General features: G+C 64.3%; 13 protein-coding genes. 6 read left to right on the top strand and 7 right to left on the bottom strand.

All coding sequences use genetic code 11. The annotated features are described in order from the left end of the window. Nucleotides 1–8: 8 nt before the first annotated feature. Nucleotides 9–1,145 (top strand): cytochrome d ubiquinol oxidase subunit II, encoded by a 1,137-nt coding sequence (gene cydB / locus ABF821_RS03755; RefSeq protein WP_415529075.1) that lies wholly within the window; start codon nucleotides 9–11, stop codon nucleotides 1,143–1,145. 10 nt (nucleotides 1,146–1,155) lie between these two features. Further along, nucleotides 1,156–1,347 carry a hypothetical protein gene (locus ABF821_RS03750; protein WP_182974189.1) on the top strand — a complete coding sequence of 64 codons (192 nt, stop codon included), beginning with the start codon at nucleotides 1,156–1,158 and terminating at the stop codon, nucleotides 1,345–1,347. A 176-nt stretch (nucleotides 1,348–1,523) separates the two neighbouring features. On the opposite strand, the gene ABF821_RS03745 is transcribed toward ABF821_RS03750, so the two are convergent. Together ABF821_RS03745 and ABF821_RS03740 are read right to left on the bottom strand one after the other, a co-directional pair. Next, nucleotides 1,524–1,715, bottom strand: a complete 192-nt coding sequence (locus tag ABF821_RS03745) for a hypothetical protein (RefSeq protein ID WP_415529074.1) — start codon at nucleotides 1,713–1,715, stop codon at nucleotides 1,524–1,526. Then, nucleotides 1,700–2,740, bottom strand: coding sequence for a hypothetical protein (locus tag ABF821_RS03740; RefSeq protein WP_415529073.1), 1,041 nt, complete (start codon nucleotides 2,738–2,740; stop codon nucleotides 1,700–1,702). The genes ABF821_RS03745 and ABF821_RS03740 overlap by 16 nt, the downstream gene beginning before the upstream one ends. A 255-nt stretch (nucleotides 2,741–2,995) precedes the next feature. Between ABF821_RS03740 and ABF821_RS03735 the strand changes: the two genes are divergently transcribed. Beyond that, nucleotides 2,996–5,491 (top strand): phosphocholine-specific phospholipase C, encoded by a 2,496-nt coding sequence (locus ABF821_RS03735; RefSeq protein WP_415529072.1) that lies wholly within the window; start codon nucleotides 2,996–2,998, stop codon nucleotides 5,489–5,491. 116 nt (nucleotides 5,492–5,607) lie between these two features. Here the strand turns inward: ABF821_RS03735 and wrbA are convergent, their stop codons facing one another. The 5 genes from wrbA to ABF821_RS03710 all read right to left on the bottom strand — a co-directional run bounded on the left by wrbA (nucleotide 5,608) and on the right by ABF821_RS03710 (nucleotide 12,072). Then, nucleotides 5,608–6,204, bottom strand: a complete 597-nt coding sequence (wrbA, locus tag ABF821_RS03730) for an NAD(P)H:quinone oxidoreductase (protein WP_415529071.1) — start codon at nucleotides 6,202–6,204, stop codon at nucleotides 5,608–5,610. A gap of 150 nt (nucleotides 6,205–6,354) precedes the next feature. After that, nucleotides 6,355–7,710 (bottom strand): NRAMP family divalent metal transporter, encoded by a 1,356-nt coding sequence (locus tag ABF821_RS03725; RefSeq protein WP_415529070.1) that lies wholly within the window; start codon nucleotides 7,708–7,710, stop codon nucleotides 6,355–6,357. A 74-nt stretch (nucleotides 7,711–7,784) separates the two neighbouring features. Beyond that, entirely contained in the window at nucleotides 7,785–10,253 is a 2,469-nt protein-coding gene (locus tag ABF821_RS03720) for a TonB-dependent siderophore receptor (protein ID WP_415529069.1), read from the bottom strand. 213 nt (nucleotides 10,254–10,466) lie between these two features. Continuing rightward, nucleotides 10,467–11,462 (bottom strand): FecR family protein, encoded by a 996-nt coding sequence (locus tag ABF821_RS03715; RefSeq protein WP_415529068.1) that lies wholly within the window; start codon nucleotides 11,460–11,462, stop codon nucleotides 10,467–10,469. 100 nt (nucleotides 11,463–11,562) lie between these two features. Next, entirely contained in the window at nucleotides 11,563–12,072 is a 510-nt protein-coding gene (locus ABF821_RS03710) for a sigma-70 family RNA polymerase sigma factor (protein WP_415529096.1), read from the bottom strand. Between the two features lie 394 nt (nucleotides 12,073–12,466). Between ABF821_RS03710 and ABF821_RS03705 the strand changes: the two genes are divergently transcribed. From ABF821_RS03705 to ABF821_RS03695, 3 genes are all read left to right on the top strand, one after another. Next, the gene (locus ABF821_RS03705; RefSeq protein WP_182974182.1) at nucleotides 12,467–12,985 is read left to right on the top strand and encodes a sigma-70 family RNA polymerase sigma factor; all 519 of its coding nucleotides are present in this window, start codon (nucleotides 12,467–12,469) and stop codon (nucleotides 12,983–12,985) included. 99 nt (nucleotides 12,986–13,084) lie between these two features. Further along, nucleotides 13,085–14,119 (top strand): FecR family protein, encoded by a 1,035-nt coding sequence (locus tag ABF821_RS03700; RefSeq protein WP_415529067.1) that lies wholly within the window; start codon nucleotides 13,085–13,087, stop codon nucleotides 14,117–14,119. Nucleotides 14,120–14,346: 227 nt separating this feature from the next. Then, nucleotides 14,347–16,953, top strand: a complete 2,607-nt coding sequence (locus tag ABF821_RS03695; RefSeq protein ID WP_415529066.1) for a TonB-dependent siderophore receptor — start codon at nucleotides 14,347–14,349, stop codon at nucleotides 16,951–16,953. Nucleotides 16,954–17,339: the final 386 nt, after the last annotated feature.

Genomic DNA, 17,339 nt, shown 5'->3' with positions numbered 1-17,339 from the left:
TTCGTAAAATGGACTCGTACGCAATTCTGAAACTGGTCTGGGCCGCCATCCTCGGCATCCTGTTCATCGGGCTGGGCACGATGGTCGGCATGGACATGGGCGTGGGCACGCTGCTGCGCTTCGTCGGCCGCAACGACGGCGAACGCCGCACGGCGCTGAACATCGTCGGCCCGCACTGGGACGGCAACCAGGTGTGGTTCATCCTGGGCGGCGGCGCGATCTTCGCCGCCTTCCCCACGCTCTATGCCACCTCGTTCTCGGTCTTCTACGTCGTCATGATCCTGCTGCTGTTCAGCATGATCCTGCGGCCGGTGGCGTTCGAATACCGCTCCAAGGCCGACAGCCGGCACTGGCGCGCCAGTTGGGACGTTGCGTTCCTGGTCTCGGGCACGCTGCCGATGTTCATCTACGGCGCCGCCTTCGGCAACGTGCTGGAGGGCGTGGGCTATCATTTCGGCTGGACCGGCCAGTATTACCAGGACGAATCCTTCCTGTCCTACCTGGTCAATCCGTTCGCGATCCTGTGCGGCCTGATGTCGGTCGCCCTCAGCGTCTACCAGGGCGGCGTCATGCTGATGCTGCGCTCGGAGGAGCCGATCCACGGCCGCGCGCGGCGCTATGCGATGCGCGGCGGCGTCGCCGCGGCAGCCCTGTTCGCGATCGGCGGCGTGTGGATCAGCCGCCTGAACGGCTTCCGCCTGACCGACCCCAACCCCGGCATGCCCGCCAACCCGATCCAGGGGCAGCACGTCACCGTCAGCGTCGGCGGATGGCTGGAAAACTTCCATGCCTATCCGGCCCTGTGGCTGATTCCGCTGCTCGGCATCGCCTGCATGCTGCTCGGCACCCTGATGGTACGCGCCGACCGTCCGGTTCTCGCCTGGTGGGTCGGCGCGGGCTCATGGGCCTGCACGATCGGCACCGTCGGCACCGCGATGTTTCCCTTCCTCATGCCCTCCGCCACGATGCCGGACCAGAGCCTGACGATCTGGAACAGCACCGCCAGCGCCTACGGCCTGGCCTGCATGCTGGTGGTGGCCGCGATCTTCGTGCCGATCATCCTGTCCTACACGTCGTGGTGCTACTACGTCATGCGCGGCAAGGTCCGCACAGCCGACGTCATCCACGATACCCACAGCTACTGAGGACCCTGTCATGAACATCATGCGCCTGGCCGGGCTGGCCGTCGCCCTGGTCGTCTCGCTTCTGTTCGCCGTCTTCGTCGGCGATCAGGGGCCGTGGTATTTCGCGTGGGTCGTGGGCACGGTGATGATCATCCTCATCGCCGGCGCCGGCGCCATCCTGCTTGATGCGCAGGACGAACAGACTTCGGAAAAGGAAATCTGACCATGATGGGCGATCTGGAACGCATCATCTTCTTCATTCCCGCGCTCTATCTGGTCCTCTACCTGGGGGCGGTCGCCATCGCCCGCCGCGTCGGGCAACGCCCCCCCTCCGACCCCTAGGGCCTCTTCACCTGTTTGAATGCGCGTTCGAATGCACGCATTCAAACAGGACCCGCCCTAGCCGTTGGCGGGAATGGTGACGATGGTATTCGGCCCCTTGCTGGTCTTGGAAAGCTCAAGCAGAATCTGCAACATCGTAAAAGCCAGCTTGCTGTCGAAATCGTCGTCGGCGATCCAGTAGAATTTGTGATTGTAGCTGGTCCAGGAAAACACCGCCTCCGGCCGCTCCTTCGTCACATGCACCACCACGATCGGCCGCCGCCCCCCCCCCCCCCCCCCCGCGGGGGGGGGGGGGGGGGGTCGGGGGGGGGGGGGGGGGGCCCCCGGGGGGGGGGGGGGGGTGGGGGCCCCCCCCCCCCCCGCCCGGCCGCTGCCCCCCCCCACCCCCCCCCCGGCGCCCCCCCCCCCCCCCCCCTTTTGGGGGGGGGGGGGGGGGCCCGCCCCGAGGTAATGTCTTCCTCCGGCACGTCGATCTGGTAGGCGATCTGCCCCAGCACCCCCAGCACGGTGCGCGTGAGCAACTGGATCTGCCCCCGGCGCGGCCGCCCGCCGCCATAGACGACCTCTACCCGCTCGTCGTCCTGCGCCATGCCCAGCAGGCGGCGCGTATCGTGCACCACCTTCGTCAGGTCCGGATTGTCGGTCGAGGCGATGGACAGGAAGACCCGGTCGGCCAGCACATCCTTGTCCGTGGCCGCCGGATTGCGTTCGAGCTGGATACCCAGCAACCCCGCAAGCTGAAGCAACCGCAGGTCGTAGATCAGGTCGAAGAAGGCCGGCGAGGCCCGCCCCACATCCCCGCCCAGCGACCCGGTATTGTTGATCAGGTTGATCGACTGCACGGCCAGACGGAACAGCACGTCGATCGGCAGCCCGCCCATGGCCAGCGGCAGCAGGTTCCCCGGCGGCAGCGGCCGCAGGAAGCTCTGCGCATAGGCATCCCCCGTCACGGGCTGGAAGGTGAAGGTCGGGCTTTCCTGCACCTGCATCCCCGCCCCGCCATAGGGCCGGGTCGCCGAATAGTTGCCGATCCCCACGGAGATATTGCGCTGAAGCTGATACCCCGAAATCAGTTGCGTCGTGTCCAGGAAGCCCGGCGTGTCGGCGTAGCGCAGGCGCACCACGTTCAGCAGCGTCTGCTGCTTGGCCGAACTGGTCAGCGCGCGCGAATAGTCACTCTGGTCCCGGTCCAGCCGCGTCGGCCCGATCTCGTAGCACCCTTGCAGAACAGACAGGCCCGGCAGCAGAAGAAGAAAGCAAATGGTCCTGTTCATGGTCCCCAGATGTCGTTCATGGCGCCCGAAAGGCAATAAGAGGCTCTAGATCACCGGTCCCGGATTTCCAACGCGTGTCCAGCCCATTTTTCCTGACAAGTTGGCAATGTCCGGTCACGGCCGGCGGCGCGCGCCGATTTCCCCCTTTCCGCTTCATCAAATTGTCACAATGAAAACCGGCAACCATGCCGTATGTCACGCCACATCCACACGATTTCCGTCCGCCGCGGAAGAACACACAGGCCGAACAGACTCATGACGACACGCCGGGACTTCCTCAAATACGCCCTCCTGTCCGGCGCGGCGGGCGCCACCACCACGCTTCCCGCCGCCATCCAGCGCGCCTTCGCCATCGCCCCCAACCCCGGCACGACGTGGCAGGATGCCGAGCAGGTCGTGATCCTGATGCAGGAGAACCGGTCGTTCGACCATGTGTTCGGCACGCTGCAAGGCGTACGCGGCTTCAACGATCCCAGGGCGATGCGCCAGGCAAACGGCAACCCGGTCTTCGCCCAGACGGGCGCGGACGGCCAGACCTACGCGCCGTGGCGCCTGAACATCCGCGACACGCGCGTCACCTGGATGGGCTCGATCCCCCATTCCCGCGACAGCCAGGTCGATGCGTGGAACGACGGCGGCCACGACCGCTGGATCGACGCCAAGAAATCCCACCACAAGGGCTATGACCGCTACCCGCTGACGATGGGCCACTACACGCGCGAGGACCTGCCATTCTATTACGCGCTGGCCGATGCCTTCACGGTCTGCGACCAGCATTACTGCGGCGCCATGACCAGCACCACGCCCAACCGCCTGCTGTTCTGGACCGGTACGGTCCGCGACGCGCAGACGACCGATTCCAGGGTCTACATGCGCAATGGCGAGATCCTCGAAGGCGGCATGACCTGGACCACCTTCCCCGAACGGCTCCAGAGCGCCGGCATCTCGTGGAAATTCTACCAGAACGAACTCTCCCAGACCGGCGGCATGAGCGCGCGGGAGCGTGCATGGCTCTCCAATTTCGGCTGCAACATCCTGGAATGTTTCGACCAGTATTGCGTCTCGGCCAATCCCGGCTTCAGCGACTGGCTCGAAGCCCGCATCGACGACTGCACGGACCATATCGAACGGCTGACGAAGCAGGAAATGCTCGTCTCCGAAACGCACGAGGACCAACTGGCCGAAGCCCGGGCCTTGCTCGACGTGCTGACCCGCCGCCGCCCGTCGGCCAGCCACACGATGCAGACGCTCACGCCCGCCGAACGCGCCCTGTTCGAGAGAGCGTTCGTCATCAACAGCGGCGACCCGCAATACCGCACGCTGGAAACCCTGTCCTTCTCCGACGGCGACAGGACGCGGCACATGGACGCCCCCAAGGGCGACATCCTCTACCAGTTCCGCCAGGACGTACGCGCGGGCACCCTGCCCACCGTTTCGTGGCTGGCCGCGCCGGAACATTTCTCCGACCACCCGACCTCCCCGTGGTACGGCGCCTGGTACGTGTCGGAAATCATGGACATCCTGACCGAAAACCCGGAGGTGTGGAAAAAGACCATCTTCATCATCACGTACGATGAAAATGACGGCTATTTCGACCATGGCTGTTCCTACGCGGCGCCCGACCCCTACCGCCCGGAAACCGGCCGCTCCTCGGCCACGATCGGCCCCGACGGGCTGGAACACACCACGGCGCGCGACGAGGTGGAGCGCGGCGTCCCGCCCCACCTGGCCCGCACCGGCCCGATCGGGCTGGGCTTCCGCGTGCCCATGATCGTCGCCTCACCGTGGAGCCGCGGCGGCTGGGTCAATTCCCAGCTTTTCGAGCACACCTCCACCCTGCGGTTCCTGGAGACCTTCATCCAGACGAAATTCGGCAAGACGGTCACCGAAACCAACATCTCGCCCTGGCGCCGCGCGATCAGCGGCGACCTGACCTCCTGCTTCCGCCCCTATGACGGCACGGTCCCCACCCTGCCGTTCCTCAACCGCGACGCCTTTCTCCAGACCATCGAGGACGCGAAGGACCGCCCCCTGCCCGGCGGCTTCCGCGCCCTGAGCGCGGCCGACCTCGCCACCCTGCGCGCCGAACCGGCGAGCCTGCGCAGCCTGGTGCGGCAGGAGCCCGGCACCCGCCCCTCCTGCGCCCTGCCCTACGAAGCCCATTGCGACGGCGGCCTGACGCCGGACGGCGAACAGATCGCCCTGCGCCTGCACGCCGGGCAGAAACTGCACGGCGCACACGCGGCGGGCCTGCCCTTCAACGTCTATTGCCACGGCCTGGCACCGGGCAAGACCGGTGCCAGGAACACGATGCAGGCCGGCACCTACGCCGTCGCGGCCGGCGACACGCTGGACGCGGCCTTCGACATGACAGACTTCGCCGACAGTCTCTACGATGTCGCGGTCCACGCCCCCAACGGCTTCTATCGCCATTTCCGGGGCCGGCAGGCCGGCCTGCGTTTGCAGGTGGAGTGCGGCTATCTCCACGGCCGGGGCAAGGACCTCACCCTGCGCGTGACCAATAACGGCCCGCGGACGGTCACGGTCGCCTGCACCCTGGCCGACCGGAACGTGAAGCGCACCCTGCGCATCGCCCCCGGCCACGCCGCCGAGGCGCCGTTCGACCTGTCAGGCAGCGCGATGTGGTACGACATTACGCTCACCAGCCCGGCCGAGCCCGAACTGGCCTACCAGTTCGCCGGCCGCGTCGAAACCGGCCGCCCCGGACAAACCGACCCCGCCATGGCCTGAGGCTGTTCGCAAAACCACCCTGCCGGCGATCCCGCCCGGCAGGCCGATCGTTCAAACAGCCTCCGCAACAATCACACAATCACACAATCACCGGGGGGGGCGACGCCCCCCCCCAATCAGGCGAGCTTCTTCGCCAGCCCGGCCACATGCTGGCCGAGGAAGCGCGCGCCATCCAGTTCGTTGGCGCTGACGGCGCGCGACCCGTCCCCGGCGGCGATCGTGGTCGCACCATACGGTGCCCCGCCCGAAACCTGATCCAGCGTCAACTGGCCCTGGAAGCTGTAGGGCAGGCCGCTGATGACCATGCCATGATGGATCAGGTTCGACAGCAGCGAATACAGCGTCGTCTCCTGCCCGCCATGCTGGCTGGCGGTCGAGGTAAAGGCCGCGCCCACCTTGCCGATCAGCGCCCCTTTCAGCCACAACCCGCCGGTCTGGTCCCAGAACGCCGCCATCTGCGCCGGCAGCCGCCCGAAGCGGGTCGGCGCACCGATGATGATGGCGTCATAATGCGCCAGATCGTCCGGGGTCGCCACCGGCGCCGCCTGATCGAGCTTGAAGTGATGCGCCTTCGCGATCTCCTCGGGCACCGTCTCCGGCACGCGCTTGATATCGGCCTCGATCCCCGCCGCACGGGCACCCTCGGCAACGGCCTGGGCCATCGTCTCGACATGCCCATAGGTGGAATAATAGAGAACCAGCAGATTCGTCATCTTGACCTCTTTCCCGGCCTCGGGGCCGTGTGCTCGGGGCAAACATTACATCCGGGACCATACGGTCCACCCCGCGCCCTCACATCCCTCAAAACCGGAAACCCACGGTTTCCATCCTTTGCCCCCAGGCAGCCGTTGCGCCACAAGGCTTCACAGCATGGTACCGAACATCGCCACCACCACACCGCCCATCAGGACGGTCGCAACCCACCCCAGCCATTTCAGCGGCCCGCGAATGGCGAATTGCCCCATCACGTCGCGCCGCGCCGCCACCCGCATCATCACGACCATCACAGGCACCGCCGCCACCCCGTTCAGCACGGCACTCCAGAACAAGGCCCGGATCGGATCAACCGGCGCGAAATTGATGATCATCCCGATCAGCGTAGCGATCACCAGCGTCGCATAAAATGCCTGCGCCTCCTTGGGCCGGCGCTCCAGCCCGGTCGGCCACTGCCGCGCCTCCCCCACCGCATAGGCGGCCGAGCCGGCCAGCACCGGCACCGCGAGCAACCCCGTGCCCACGATGCCCACCGTAAACACCAGCGACGCAAACGCCCCCGCGATCGGCCGCAGCGCCTCGGCCGCCTGCGCCGAGGTCTGGATATGCGTCATACCATGCACATTCAGCGTCGCCGCAGAGGTCACCAGAATGGCCAGCGCAACCAGATTCGAAAATCCCATGCCCACCAATGTATCGATCTCGATACGCCGCAACGCCCGCCGCCCCTGCGACGGCGCATCCACCAGATCGACGCGCCGGGGATACACCCGCAGATCCTCCGCCTCTTCCGACGCCTGCCAGAAGAACAGATAGGGGCTGATCGTGGTCCCCAGGATCGCCACCAGTGCGGTCAGATAATCCGATGTCAGCGCCGGACGCGGCCAGACCAGATGCAACGCCAGCGCGCCCCAGTCGACATCCACACAGGCCAGCGCCGCGAAATAGGCAAACAGCGCCAGCGTCAGCCATTTCAGCGCCGCCACATAGCGCGTGTATTGCAAAAAAAGCTGCATGGAGATCGAAATCGCCGAAAACAGCAGCACATACAGCGCATGCGGCGCCGGCAGCAGCAGCCCCAGCGCATCGGCCATCGCCCCCAGATCGGCACCCAGATTGATGATGTTCGCGCCCAGCAGCAGCAACACGACACTGCTCAGCAGCCAGGACGGACAATGCAGGCGGATCACCCCCGCCAGTCCATGCCCGGTCGTCCGCCCGATCCGCGCACTGATCATTTGCACCGCCACCATCAGCGGATAGGTCACCAGCAGCGTCCATGACAGCCCATAGGCAAACTGCGCGCCCGCCTGGGAATAGGTCGCGATCCCGCTCGGATCGTCATCCGACGCCCCGGTAATCAGCCCCGGCCCCAGCACCCGGAACAGACGCGGCCGGCTCGGCCCCACGACGGGGCTGGGCATTTCCGGGTCGTCATGACCATGCGGCCCGGCCCCGGCCTTCGCACCCTCACCCCGGTTCCGGGGACCCTGCCGCGCTGTCATCGTACCGCTCGCTTCGCCGAATGGAATCCCGACCCTATCCCAAACCAGCGGTCACGCCCATCTCTCTCCACCAGCTACCAGCTATAGGCGAGGTTTCCGTACACCCTGCGCCCCTGTCCCATATAGCAGTCGTTCGTACCGCACGAGGTAACATAATATCTGTCGGTAAGGTTCGAAACGGCAACCTGCGCACGCAATCCTTTCAGACGCCTGAACATCGAACCGAAATCGTAATGCGCGCCCATATCGAACAATACATAAGGGGGCACCTTGAAAGAATTCGCAGCATCCGCATAAGTGAACCCGACATAACGGATACCCCAGTTGAAACCGAACCCTTTCACCCTCTCGAACGGAAGCGTGTAGTCGAAGAACAGCGACATCATGTTGCGTGGCGTGCCCTGAACATACCGCCCCTGCTCCGACACGGTACGGCCCTCGTCACCGGTCGCCGCATCGACCACCGTGGCCGTCAGGTTACTCCTTGCATAACGCATGTCTGTATAGGTGTATGATGCCACCACATGCAGGTCCTTCGTAACATTCGCGCTCGCCGAAAGCTCCACCCCTTTCGACGTGACCATGCCGGCATCGGCATTGTAATTCGTATGGTCGGGATCTCCGATCAGGTAATGATTTTCATTGATATGAAATGCCGATGCCGTCAGCAGAACATCCGTTTTCGGAATCTGGTATTTCAGGCCCGCCTCAAGCTGCTTGCCGACCAGCGGCGCAAACGGCCGCCCCATCCAGTCGCTGCTGGTCTGGGGCACGAACGATGTCGCGTAGCTGAAATACGGTGCAAGACCGAAATCGAACTTGTAAACCAGTCCGGCACGCCACGTGAAGGCCGCCTGATTCTGATCGGACGGCTTTCCTCTCTTCGTCGCAGCACTGCCATCGGCATAATAATTCCTTGTACCGCCGATATATTCCCGGCTCACCCAATCCTGCCTGCCGCCCAGCAGAACCGACAGATTTTTCCATCTGATCTGGTCCTGGAAATAAACCCCTTCCTGAAAATATGTATTCGAACTGGGATAACTGGCCTTTCCACAACTCCACGGCGTCCGCAGGCAGGTATGCAGGTCATAGGCCGGACGATAGATGTCGATCACGTCACCCTCGCCGAACATGATATCGGTGTCCGTCCCGATCTGCCTGAAATCCGACCCCACGATCCAGGTATGCGACAGCGGACCGGTATCCACATGGCCCGTCAGCCTGCTATCCAACCCGACGGTTCTGTTCTTCCCCTGGGAATGCCATGCCGTACGCCGGAACTCCGAAGGCGACACCCGTCCGCTAAAATAAAGATACTCCAGGTTGTTCCGCGATTTCTCCCAACGAAAGGACTGGCTGAACTCAACATATTTGTTGAATACATGACGAAACTGATACTCGAACATCGCGTCCCGCGCAGAGTTGGTATTCCAACCCGGATCGCCAAAAAAGCGCGATCGGGGTACCCTTCCTTCCGGACCGGGAATCAACGTTCCCACAAGGGGGTAAGCCGTCCCCGCCGCCCCGGTCTGCGGCGTGTACATATAACTTCCCAGAACGGTAAGCGATGTTTTCGAATCGATATCCCATGTCAGGGAAGGCAGAACGCCGACCCGCTGATAATTCACATAATCCATCTGAGTGCCCTGCGTAACGCCGATCGCGGCCACGCGATAGCGCAGGTTTCCCGATCTGGTGATCCTGTCGCTGTAATCGAACGTCGCCTCATACCGCCCCCAGTTGCCAAACCCCACCGTGGCTTCATGCAGGGGCGTCGCGGTCGGCTTCTTCAGGCTCATGCCCACCATGCCGCCAGGCGTGGTCTGCCCATACATGACGGAAGCCGGCCCGTTGACGACCTCGATCCGGTCCAGAAACGCCGTCTCTCCCGCAGCGAATGAGTCGGAAAGAATCCCGTCGACATACTGGCTGGAATCGAATCCACGCTGTTTGATGCCGTCAAACCCACTATAGGCACTGCCGGTCAGGTTCGTCCCCTGCGGTTCGGCATAGACACCCGCGCTATACCGCAACGCCTGCGCGACACTCTGCGCCTGCTGGTCCACCATCTGCTGTTTCGTGACCACGTAAATCGAATTCGGAATATCGATCAGCGCGGTGTCGGTCTTCGTACCCGCCATCGTATTCCCCGCAAAATACCCCACACCCGGCCCGGTCGGGTCCTGATGCGCCACCACACCGCCAACCCGGACCGGACCAAGCGTGATACTGGTCGGCGCCCCCCTGACGAGCGAGACCGAACGGCTTCCCGTCTTCCGATAGCGCACGCCCGTACCGGCCAATATCCGCGAAAGCGCCTGCTCGTCCGTCATCTGCCCGGAAACGGCACCCGATTTCGCCCCCGAGACCGTCGCGCTGTCGAACGCGATCTGGATGCCCGTCTGCGCCCCATAGGCCGCCAGCGCACGCGTCAGCGGCTGGGGCGGAATCTCGAACCGCCGCACATCCGCGAAAGCCGCCGCTCCGGTTGCGGTGGCCGCCAGGGCACGCGGCACGCCGGGCAGACCCAAAACCACCATCAGCAACGAGGAACCGGCAAGCAACCCGCCCCGAAAGCACGCAGCAGAGTGACGACGAAAGGAACAACAAACAGACATGGCAACTGGCCCCGCAGGCGGTCGAACGGATCATGGATGCGAACGATATGCATTCGCTTATTCCCATGACCGCCGGGGCACGCCCGTTTTCAACGGGACGCGGAAAAGTTTTTCCAAAAAACCGGTACGGCGCCGTCAGCCGGCCCCCGGCCCCGGCAGCACCAGCAGGAGCCCGGCGGGCAGAGACACCACCCGTCCCCCATGCAGCGCACTGATCGCTTCCAGCGCCTCTTTCGGGCGATGAAGATCGTAAACCCCGCCCATCGGCACCCTGTCGCGCTCCAGCCCATGCGTCAGCACGGTCCCCGCATAATAGCGGCCGAGCGTCCGCACGGCATCCGCCAGGGTCATGCCATCCAGCACCAGATGGCCCGAAGTCCACGCGCCGACCCCTGCCGGATCGACCTCCCCGCGCTGTTCGCGCCCGCTCGCGCCATCGACCGCCCATTGCTGCCCGGATGCCAGCCGCACGAGAGCGCCCCGCCCCGGCCACGAGATGCCGACCATCCCCTCCTTCACCGCCACGGCCACACCGGCCCCCGCCAGCCGCACGTCAAAAGCGGTGCCAATATCCCGAACCACCGCCCGCGCGGCCGTCACCGAAAATCCATGCGCCGCGTCATGCACCACCGTGAAGAAGGCTTCCCCTTCCAGCAGCGCAACCGCCCGCTCCCGGCCGGCATAATGCAGCGCGATCGCCGAACGCGGCCCCAGGATCACCGTCGATCCATCCGGCAGCGCGAGCGTGCGCGTCTCCCCCGCCCCGGTCACATAATCCGCGCGCAGACGCAGCACGAGGTCAGGCGCCCGCAGCCCGAAAGCCCCCACCAGCACCGAGGCCGCCACCCCCAGCGCGGTGCGCCGCAACCACCGCCCACCACGTCCCGGCCGATGCCGCCCCACGGAAGACACAGCCTCCCCGGCCGGCATGCTCTCCCCGGCCAACCCGCCGGCGACCCCCCATGCCTTCTCCACCCGCCGCCACGCCGCCTCATGCAGAACGCTGCGCGCGCGCCATGCCGCACACGCCGCGGCGAGGGCCTCGTCATCCGGCGCCTCGTTCAGCCGGATCTTCCATGACGCAGCCTCCAGCATGGCCTCGTCACGTCCCGGAAGCGGCGTCGCCGTCATATGACCATGCTCCCCGCTGCCCCGCGACCAAGGTTCCGGACGACCACCCTGAAACAGGGACGAAACAGGCCGCCTTTTTTCAACGCCACGCGCGGACTCTTCACGATTCCGCGTCAGCAAGCGCCGTGGCACACGCAACCAGCGCAATCTGGATCATCTTGTGTGCCCGCGTGGTCGAAACCTCCAGCACGGCCGCGATCTCGCGCAGCGTATAACCGCCGATCCGATACATCTCGAACGCGCGCCGGGTGCGCGGCGGCAGGGCAGCCAGCGCCTGGTCGACAGCCCCCAGTTCCTCGCTGAACCGGAACTGCACATCGGGCGTCGGACACGCCGCCCCGGCCTCCGCCAGCAGCGCATGGTCGATCTCCATCGGAACCTGCCGCCGCGACGATTTCAGATGGTCCAGCGCCAGCCGACGCACCATGGTTGTCAGATACGCAATCGGGCTGAACACGACGACACCGCGTTTCGCCACCGACGCCACATGGACGAAGGCATCCTGAACGATATCTTCCGCATGCGCCGGGCACCCGACCATGCCCGTCGCCAACGAGACGAAACGCGACCGGTTCGCCAGATAGGTTTCCAGAAGTGGATCGGAAGACATCACAGCCCGCGTTTTCCCTTACGGCGCGTTTCAGCCCCCTTACCCTATCATGAGAATAATTATCAACCAGGAAACCCGTCCCGATACACCCATGACGGCACTATCCGCCATGATCATCCCGGACGGTAAAAAACAGGCCCGCCGACCGTCTCCCAATCGACAGGGCCATTCCATGCAAGACGGCCAGCATCGCCTATTTTTAAGGTCTCCCGAAGAATTTTCCTGGTTCAGACACACTCCCGAACGGAATCGGCCCCCGATCGCGGCCCGCCGACCACCCCTCTCCGAATAGCAGTTGCAGTTAAGAAAAACTCGCAATACACGAAATCCACCCCGGCCCCCGGAATCATCGGGAAACCCCAGCGGGTCACAAGACGCCAGAAAGCATGGAGCGGTGGAAGAGTCACAACAGATCGTGGATGTCTATCTCAGCCACCGCGCCCGGTTCGTCGAGGTCGCCGCCGCCATCGTCGGCTGCCGCGCCCGCGCCGAGGATATCGTGCAGGACGCCTTCCTCAAGGTCACCACGGCGCAGAGGCAGGGCATCGCGATCCAGCACCCCCTGCCCTACCTGTTGCAGGCCATCCGGCGCCTTGCCATCGACCGCCTGCGTTTCGGGCGCGTCCGCAACGAAGAGGATATCTGCAACAGCGCCATCCAGGGCCTGCTCGCCGATCCCCTTTCCCCCGAATCCCACGCCGAAAGCCGCGAGGCACTGGCCATCGTCGAGCGCGCCCTCGCCACGCTTCCCGCCCGCACCCGGCTGGCCTTCGAGATGAAGCGCCTCGGCGGCTGCAAACTGCGCGAGATCGCCGAAACCCTGGATATCTCGATCGTCCGGGCCGCGCAGTTGATCAACGATGCGATGGCCGCATGCCAGCAGGCGCTCGATGACACCGCAGCCGAAAACTGAACCGCACACCTTGAAAAACGCCCGCGCTCCCCGTCTCCCTGACAAGACGGCAGCCCGCCCGCCGCAAACCCATCGGATAGCGAACCGCTCGTGGTCCCTATGACAGACACCCCTTCCGACCAGATCGACGGGCCGTCCACGGAGGCCAACATGTGGGTCATCCGTCTGACCGAAGACCCGGACGACCCCGCCACACGCCGCGCATTCGCCGCTTGGCATGGCGATGCGCCCGCCCATGCCCAGGCCTGGGCCAGGGCGCTCCGCGTCTGGCAACTCACCGGCGCCCTCAGCCCGGCCCTGCTCGCGCTTCCCGTGGCCGAAGCGCCGCCGGCCACCAGATCCCCCACCGTCACGCCGCCCGGCAGGCGCCGGCACCCATCCCCGCGCGCCATTCGGCGCCGCCGTCGCGCAGCCCTTTCCCTGGCCGCGGCCGCCTGTGTCGCGGGCCTGTTCGTCCTCCCGGATATGCAAATCGCCCTGCGGGCCGATTACACCGCCCCCACGGGGCAGGACCGCACCATCACCCTCGCCGACGGCAGCCTCATCACGCTGGGCGCGAAATCGGCCATCGCGGTGCATGAGCGCCCGCAGGGCCAGGACGTGACCCTGCTGGCCGGCGAGGCTTTCTTCCAGGTCCGGCACGACGCGCACCGCCCCTTCACGGTCCATGCCGGCGCCCTGCGCGCGCGCGACATCGGTACGCGCTTCGATATCCGCATGGACCGCGCGGAAATCCGCGTCGGCGTCCAGGGTGGCACGGTCGGCGTCTCCACCGCACCGAACAGCCCGGAAACGCGCCTCGGCAGCGGGGACGAAATCCGGCTGAACCGCGCCACCGGCACTCTGACGCAGGGCCAGGTCGCCCCCGACACGATCGGTTCCTGGACCACAGGCACCCTGATCGTGGCCGACGACACGGCCGATAACGTCATCGAAACGCTCCGGCGCTATTACCCCGGCTTCATCGTGACATGGGGCGGCACGCTCCGCTCCCGGCATGTCGGCGGGGTGTACGACCTGCACAATATCCCCGCCGCCCTCCGCGCCGCGATCCTCCCCGCAGGCGGCCATGTGCGCGCAATCGGCCACCGGATCCTCCTGGCCACGACGGCACGCACGCCCACCGACCGATAACCCGCGTACCTCGAAAACCCCGATGACCGGACCCGGAACAAAGCCCGGAGACAGAACCCCGAAACACAAACCGGAAAAATCTTCACACCGTCGCCCTTAAAAAACGAACAGCGTCCCCGTCCTTCATTCAAATGCGATGCATTTGCATATTGGAGACATGACGCCCCATGGACCACCGCCCGCCAGTCCACCCGCCAGTCCGCCCGCTTCCTTCGCCGACTCACCCCGTGCCCCCGAGGCAAAACCGCGTCGCCTTGCTGGCCGCCTCTTCCGCCATGATCCTCGCCGTCACAACCGCCCAGGCCACCCCGCGCGGTACGGACGGCCTCCCCCTCCCGGCCAGCACATCCCCTTCCCAGACTGCGTCCAAGGCCACCGGCCGCGCCTACGCGATCCCGGCGCTGCCGCTCGGCCAGGCCCTCGCCGCCTTCGGCCGACAGGCCGGCATCCAGGTCACCTACGCACCCGCGCTGATTGCGGGAAAAACCGCCCCCGCGCTCTCCGGCACCATGAGCCGCGAAGCCGCCCTGCAACGTCTTCTCTCGTCGTCAGGTCTGTCGTTCCGCTACGCAGGCACCGACACGATCGTCGTCCAGAACGCCTCGTCCTCCAACATCACGCTCGGCCCCGTCCGCGTCGGCGGCGCCACCACCCATCAGAACCCAACCGGGCCTGGCATCGGCTACGTGGCCGAAAACACCCTGGCAGGAACGAAAACCGACACCCCTCTGACCGAAATCCCCAACTCCATCTACGTCATCACCAAACAGCAGATGATCGACCAGCAACCCCAGAACGTCATGGAAGCCCTGCGCTACGCACCGGGCATCTCGACCGAAGTTCTGGGCGGCTATACCAACGGCGCGGCAACGGACAATAATAACGGCGGCATTCTCCAACGCGGCTTCACAACATCCCAGTTCGTCGACGGCATCCGTTCATATTCCGACAGCGCGGCCGAAACCGCCTTTCTCGATCGTGTCGAAGTGTTCAACGGCCCGGCATCCGTCATGTACGGCCAGACGACACCGGGCGGCATGATCGGCATGAGTCTCAAAAAACCCACGGATACCCCCCTGCGTCAGGTATCGGTGGGCTTCGGCAACTGGGGGCGATACGAGGCAACCCTCGATGTCAGCGACAAGGTGACCCGATCGGGCAACGTGCGCTATCGCATCGCCGCAATCGGCGTCACGCAGGGCACGCAGACAAACCATATCGATTATCATCGCGTGGGCGTCCTGCCATCCATCGCCTGGGATATCGACCCCAGGACATCGCTCACCCTTGTCGGCAGCTACCTCTATACGCCCGGAACAGGAACAAACAACATACAGCTCCCCCCTTCCGTGCTGCTGAACACGCAGGGACTCGGGCGCATTCCGCGCAGTCGCTTTTTCGGCGATGCAGGCTGGAATACATCAGGCGCGAAAGACGCGATGTTCGAATACCAGTTCCGGCATGATTTCAACCGCTCCATCCAGTTCAGTCAGACGCTGCGTTGGGAACAATCCCGAACCAACGACAAATATCTGTCGAGCGGCGGCGGAATGATCGATTCCGAACTTCTGTCACGCGGCGCCTATAACGCACAATCTGTCGATTCGACGATCGGGCTGGACAGCCGCATCGGTGGAAAATTCGATATCATAAACGTAAAGAACACATGGATCGTTGGCTCAGACTTCCGGCAATACACAAGCAACGGCGGGAACCATTGGGATGATACCCCTGGCAGCAATGGATATCCGGGCGTCGACGAAGAAACCATCGTCAATGTCTACAACCCCGTCAGCGATTATATCCCCTGCATGAACCCACGATCGCCGCAATGCCTCAACGGCGGATACCACAGCAACACCACCCTCTTTCAGGAAGGCGTCTATTTCCAGGACCAGATCAAATACAAACGCCTCAGCATCACACTGGGCGGCCGGCAGGACTGGGTCAATTATCACGGCACGACACAATACTGGAACAACGAGAACGCAAGCCACCAAAGCACCGTCACCAGTTCAAGCAATGCCGTCCCACGCCCCCAGAACGCCTTCACATGGCGCGCGGGCCTGACCTATACCTTCGATTTCGGCCTGACGCCCTATTTCAGCTATTCGACATCCTTCGTCCCCCAGTCGCTCGGTGGTTCGGGCAGAGGATGGGACGGAAAACTGTTCGATCCCCTGACCGGCAAACAGCTTGAAGCCGGGCTGAAATACCAGACACCAGACCACAATGTCATGCTCACCGCCGCAGCCTTCCACATCGACGAGGACCATTATCTGGTCACCGACCCCGTCCACACGAATTACTCCGCCGATGCCGGCCGCGTGCGATCGGAAGGATTCGAACTCTCCGCCAACGCCAACGTCACCCACGACCTGAAGCTTGTCGCGTCCTATACATACGACAACGCCACATATCTCGACACAAACGAATCCAGCGAACAGAATTTCGCCAACGGCACAAATGGCGCCCTGGTCTCCCAGAAAGGAAAATACATAGAATCCGTGCCCAGAAACATGGTTTCAGCCTTCGCCGATTACACGCTACCAGGCAAAGTGTTCAGAGGCTTCGGCATCAATGGCGGTTTGAGATATGTCGGCTCCACCTATTCCGATGCCGTAAACAGCTTCAAGATACCCGATCGTGTTCTGTTTGATATCGGCGCCCATTACGATTTCGGCCAGGGCATACCCATGCTGAAAGGTCTTCGTGCCCAGGTTGCAATATCGAACCTCACGAACAAATATTACATCACGTCCTGCGGCGGCACCTATTCCTGCTATCTGGGCCAGGGGCGAAAAATTTACGGAAACCTGACTTATAACTGGTGATATTTCCGGATTTTCAATAAAAACCCGGCTCCCCCCGGCTCCTCATGCCCAGCCAACATTAAACGCGGCCATTCCAGACATATCGAACCGGGGGATGAACAGGCAAGATGCACGCCATCAGGCGCCATCCAGACCATCCCTCCGCAACCACCTGGCGATCCGCGCTTTTCATTCCGACCGGCTCCGCTTACCGTTCACGGAGCCACAGAATGCAAGGCCGCCCTCATGACCCGTTCCCAGATCAGACTTCTCGTCGCGACCACCGCCGTCACCGCGCTGCTGGTGGCAGCCGGCTACCGCGCGGTCGTCTCGCCCGAGGAAGCCCGGCAGACGGTCGCGGCCGGAACCGGCCCCCCCCCCCCCGGGTGCGCCGGCGAGCCCGCCCC

It is taken from the genome of Gluconacetobacter sp. (assembly GCF_047721585.1).
Classification (GTDB): Bacteria; Pseudomonadota; Alphaproteobacteria; order Acetobacterales; family Acetobacteraceae; genus Gluconacetobacter; species Gluconacetobacter dulcium.
This window is presented reverse-complemented; position numbering and strand designations above follow the sequence as displayed.

Excerpts from the sequence above, each read along its gene's own strand:
- ABF821_RS03740 (WP_415529073.1), bottom strand. The coding sequence starts at position 2,740 with ATGAACAGGACCATTTGCTTTCTTCTTCTGCTGCCGGGCCTGTCTGTT.
- ABF821_RS03725 (WP_415529070.1), bottom strand. The coding sequence starts at position 7,710 with ATGACAGCGCGGCAGGGTCCCCGGAACCGGGGTGAGGGTGCGAAGGCC.
- ABF821_RS03715 (WP_415529068.1), bottom strand. The coding sequence starts at position 11,462 with ATGACGGCGACGCCGCTTCCGGGACGTGACGAGGCCATGCTGGAGGCT.
- ABF821_RS03710 (WP_415529096.1), bottom strand. The coding sequence starts at position 12,072 with ATGTCTTCCGATCCACTTCTGGAAACCTATCTGGCGAACCGGTCGCGT.
- ABF821_RS03700 (WP_415529067.1), top strand. The coding sequence starts at position 13,085 with ATGACAGACACCCCTTCCGACCAGATCGACGGGCCGTCCACGGAGGCC.
- ABF821_RS03720 (WP_415529069.1), bottom strand. The coding sequence starts at position 10,253 with ATGGTGGTTTTGGGTCTGCCCGGCGTGCCGCGTGCCCTGGCGGCCACC.
- cydB (WP_415529075.1), top strand. The coding sequence starts at position 9 with ATGGACTCGTACGCAATTCTGAAACTGGTCTGGGCCGCCATCCTCGGC.
- ABF821_RS03735 (WP_415529072.1), top strand. The coding sequence starts at position 2,996 with ATGACGACACGCCGGGACTTCCTCAAATACGCCCTCCTGTCCGGCGCG.
- wrbA (WP_415529071.1), bottom strand. The coding sequence starts at position 6,204 with ATGACGAATCTGCTGGTTCTCTATTATTCCACCTATGGGCATGTCGAG.
- ABF821_RS03750 (WP_182974189.1), top strand. The coding sequence starts at position 1,156 with ATGAACATCATGCGCCTGGCCGGGCTGGCCGTCGCCCTGGTCGTCTCG.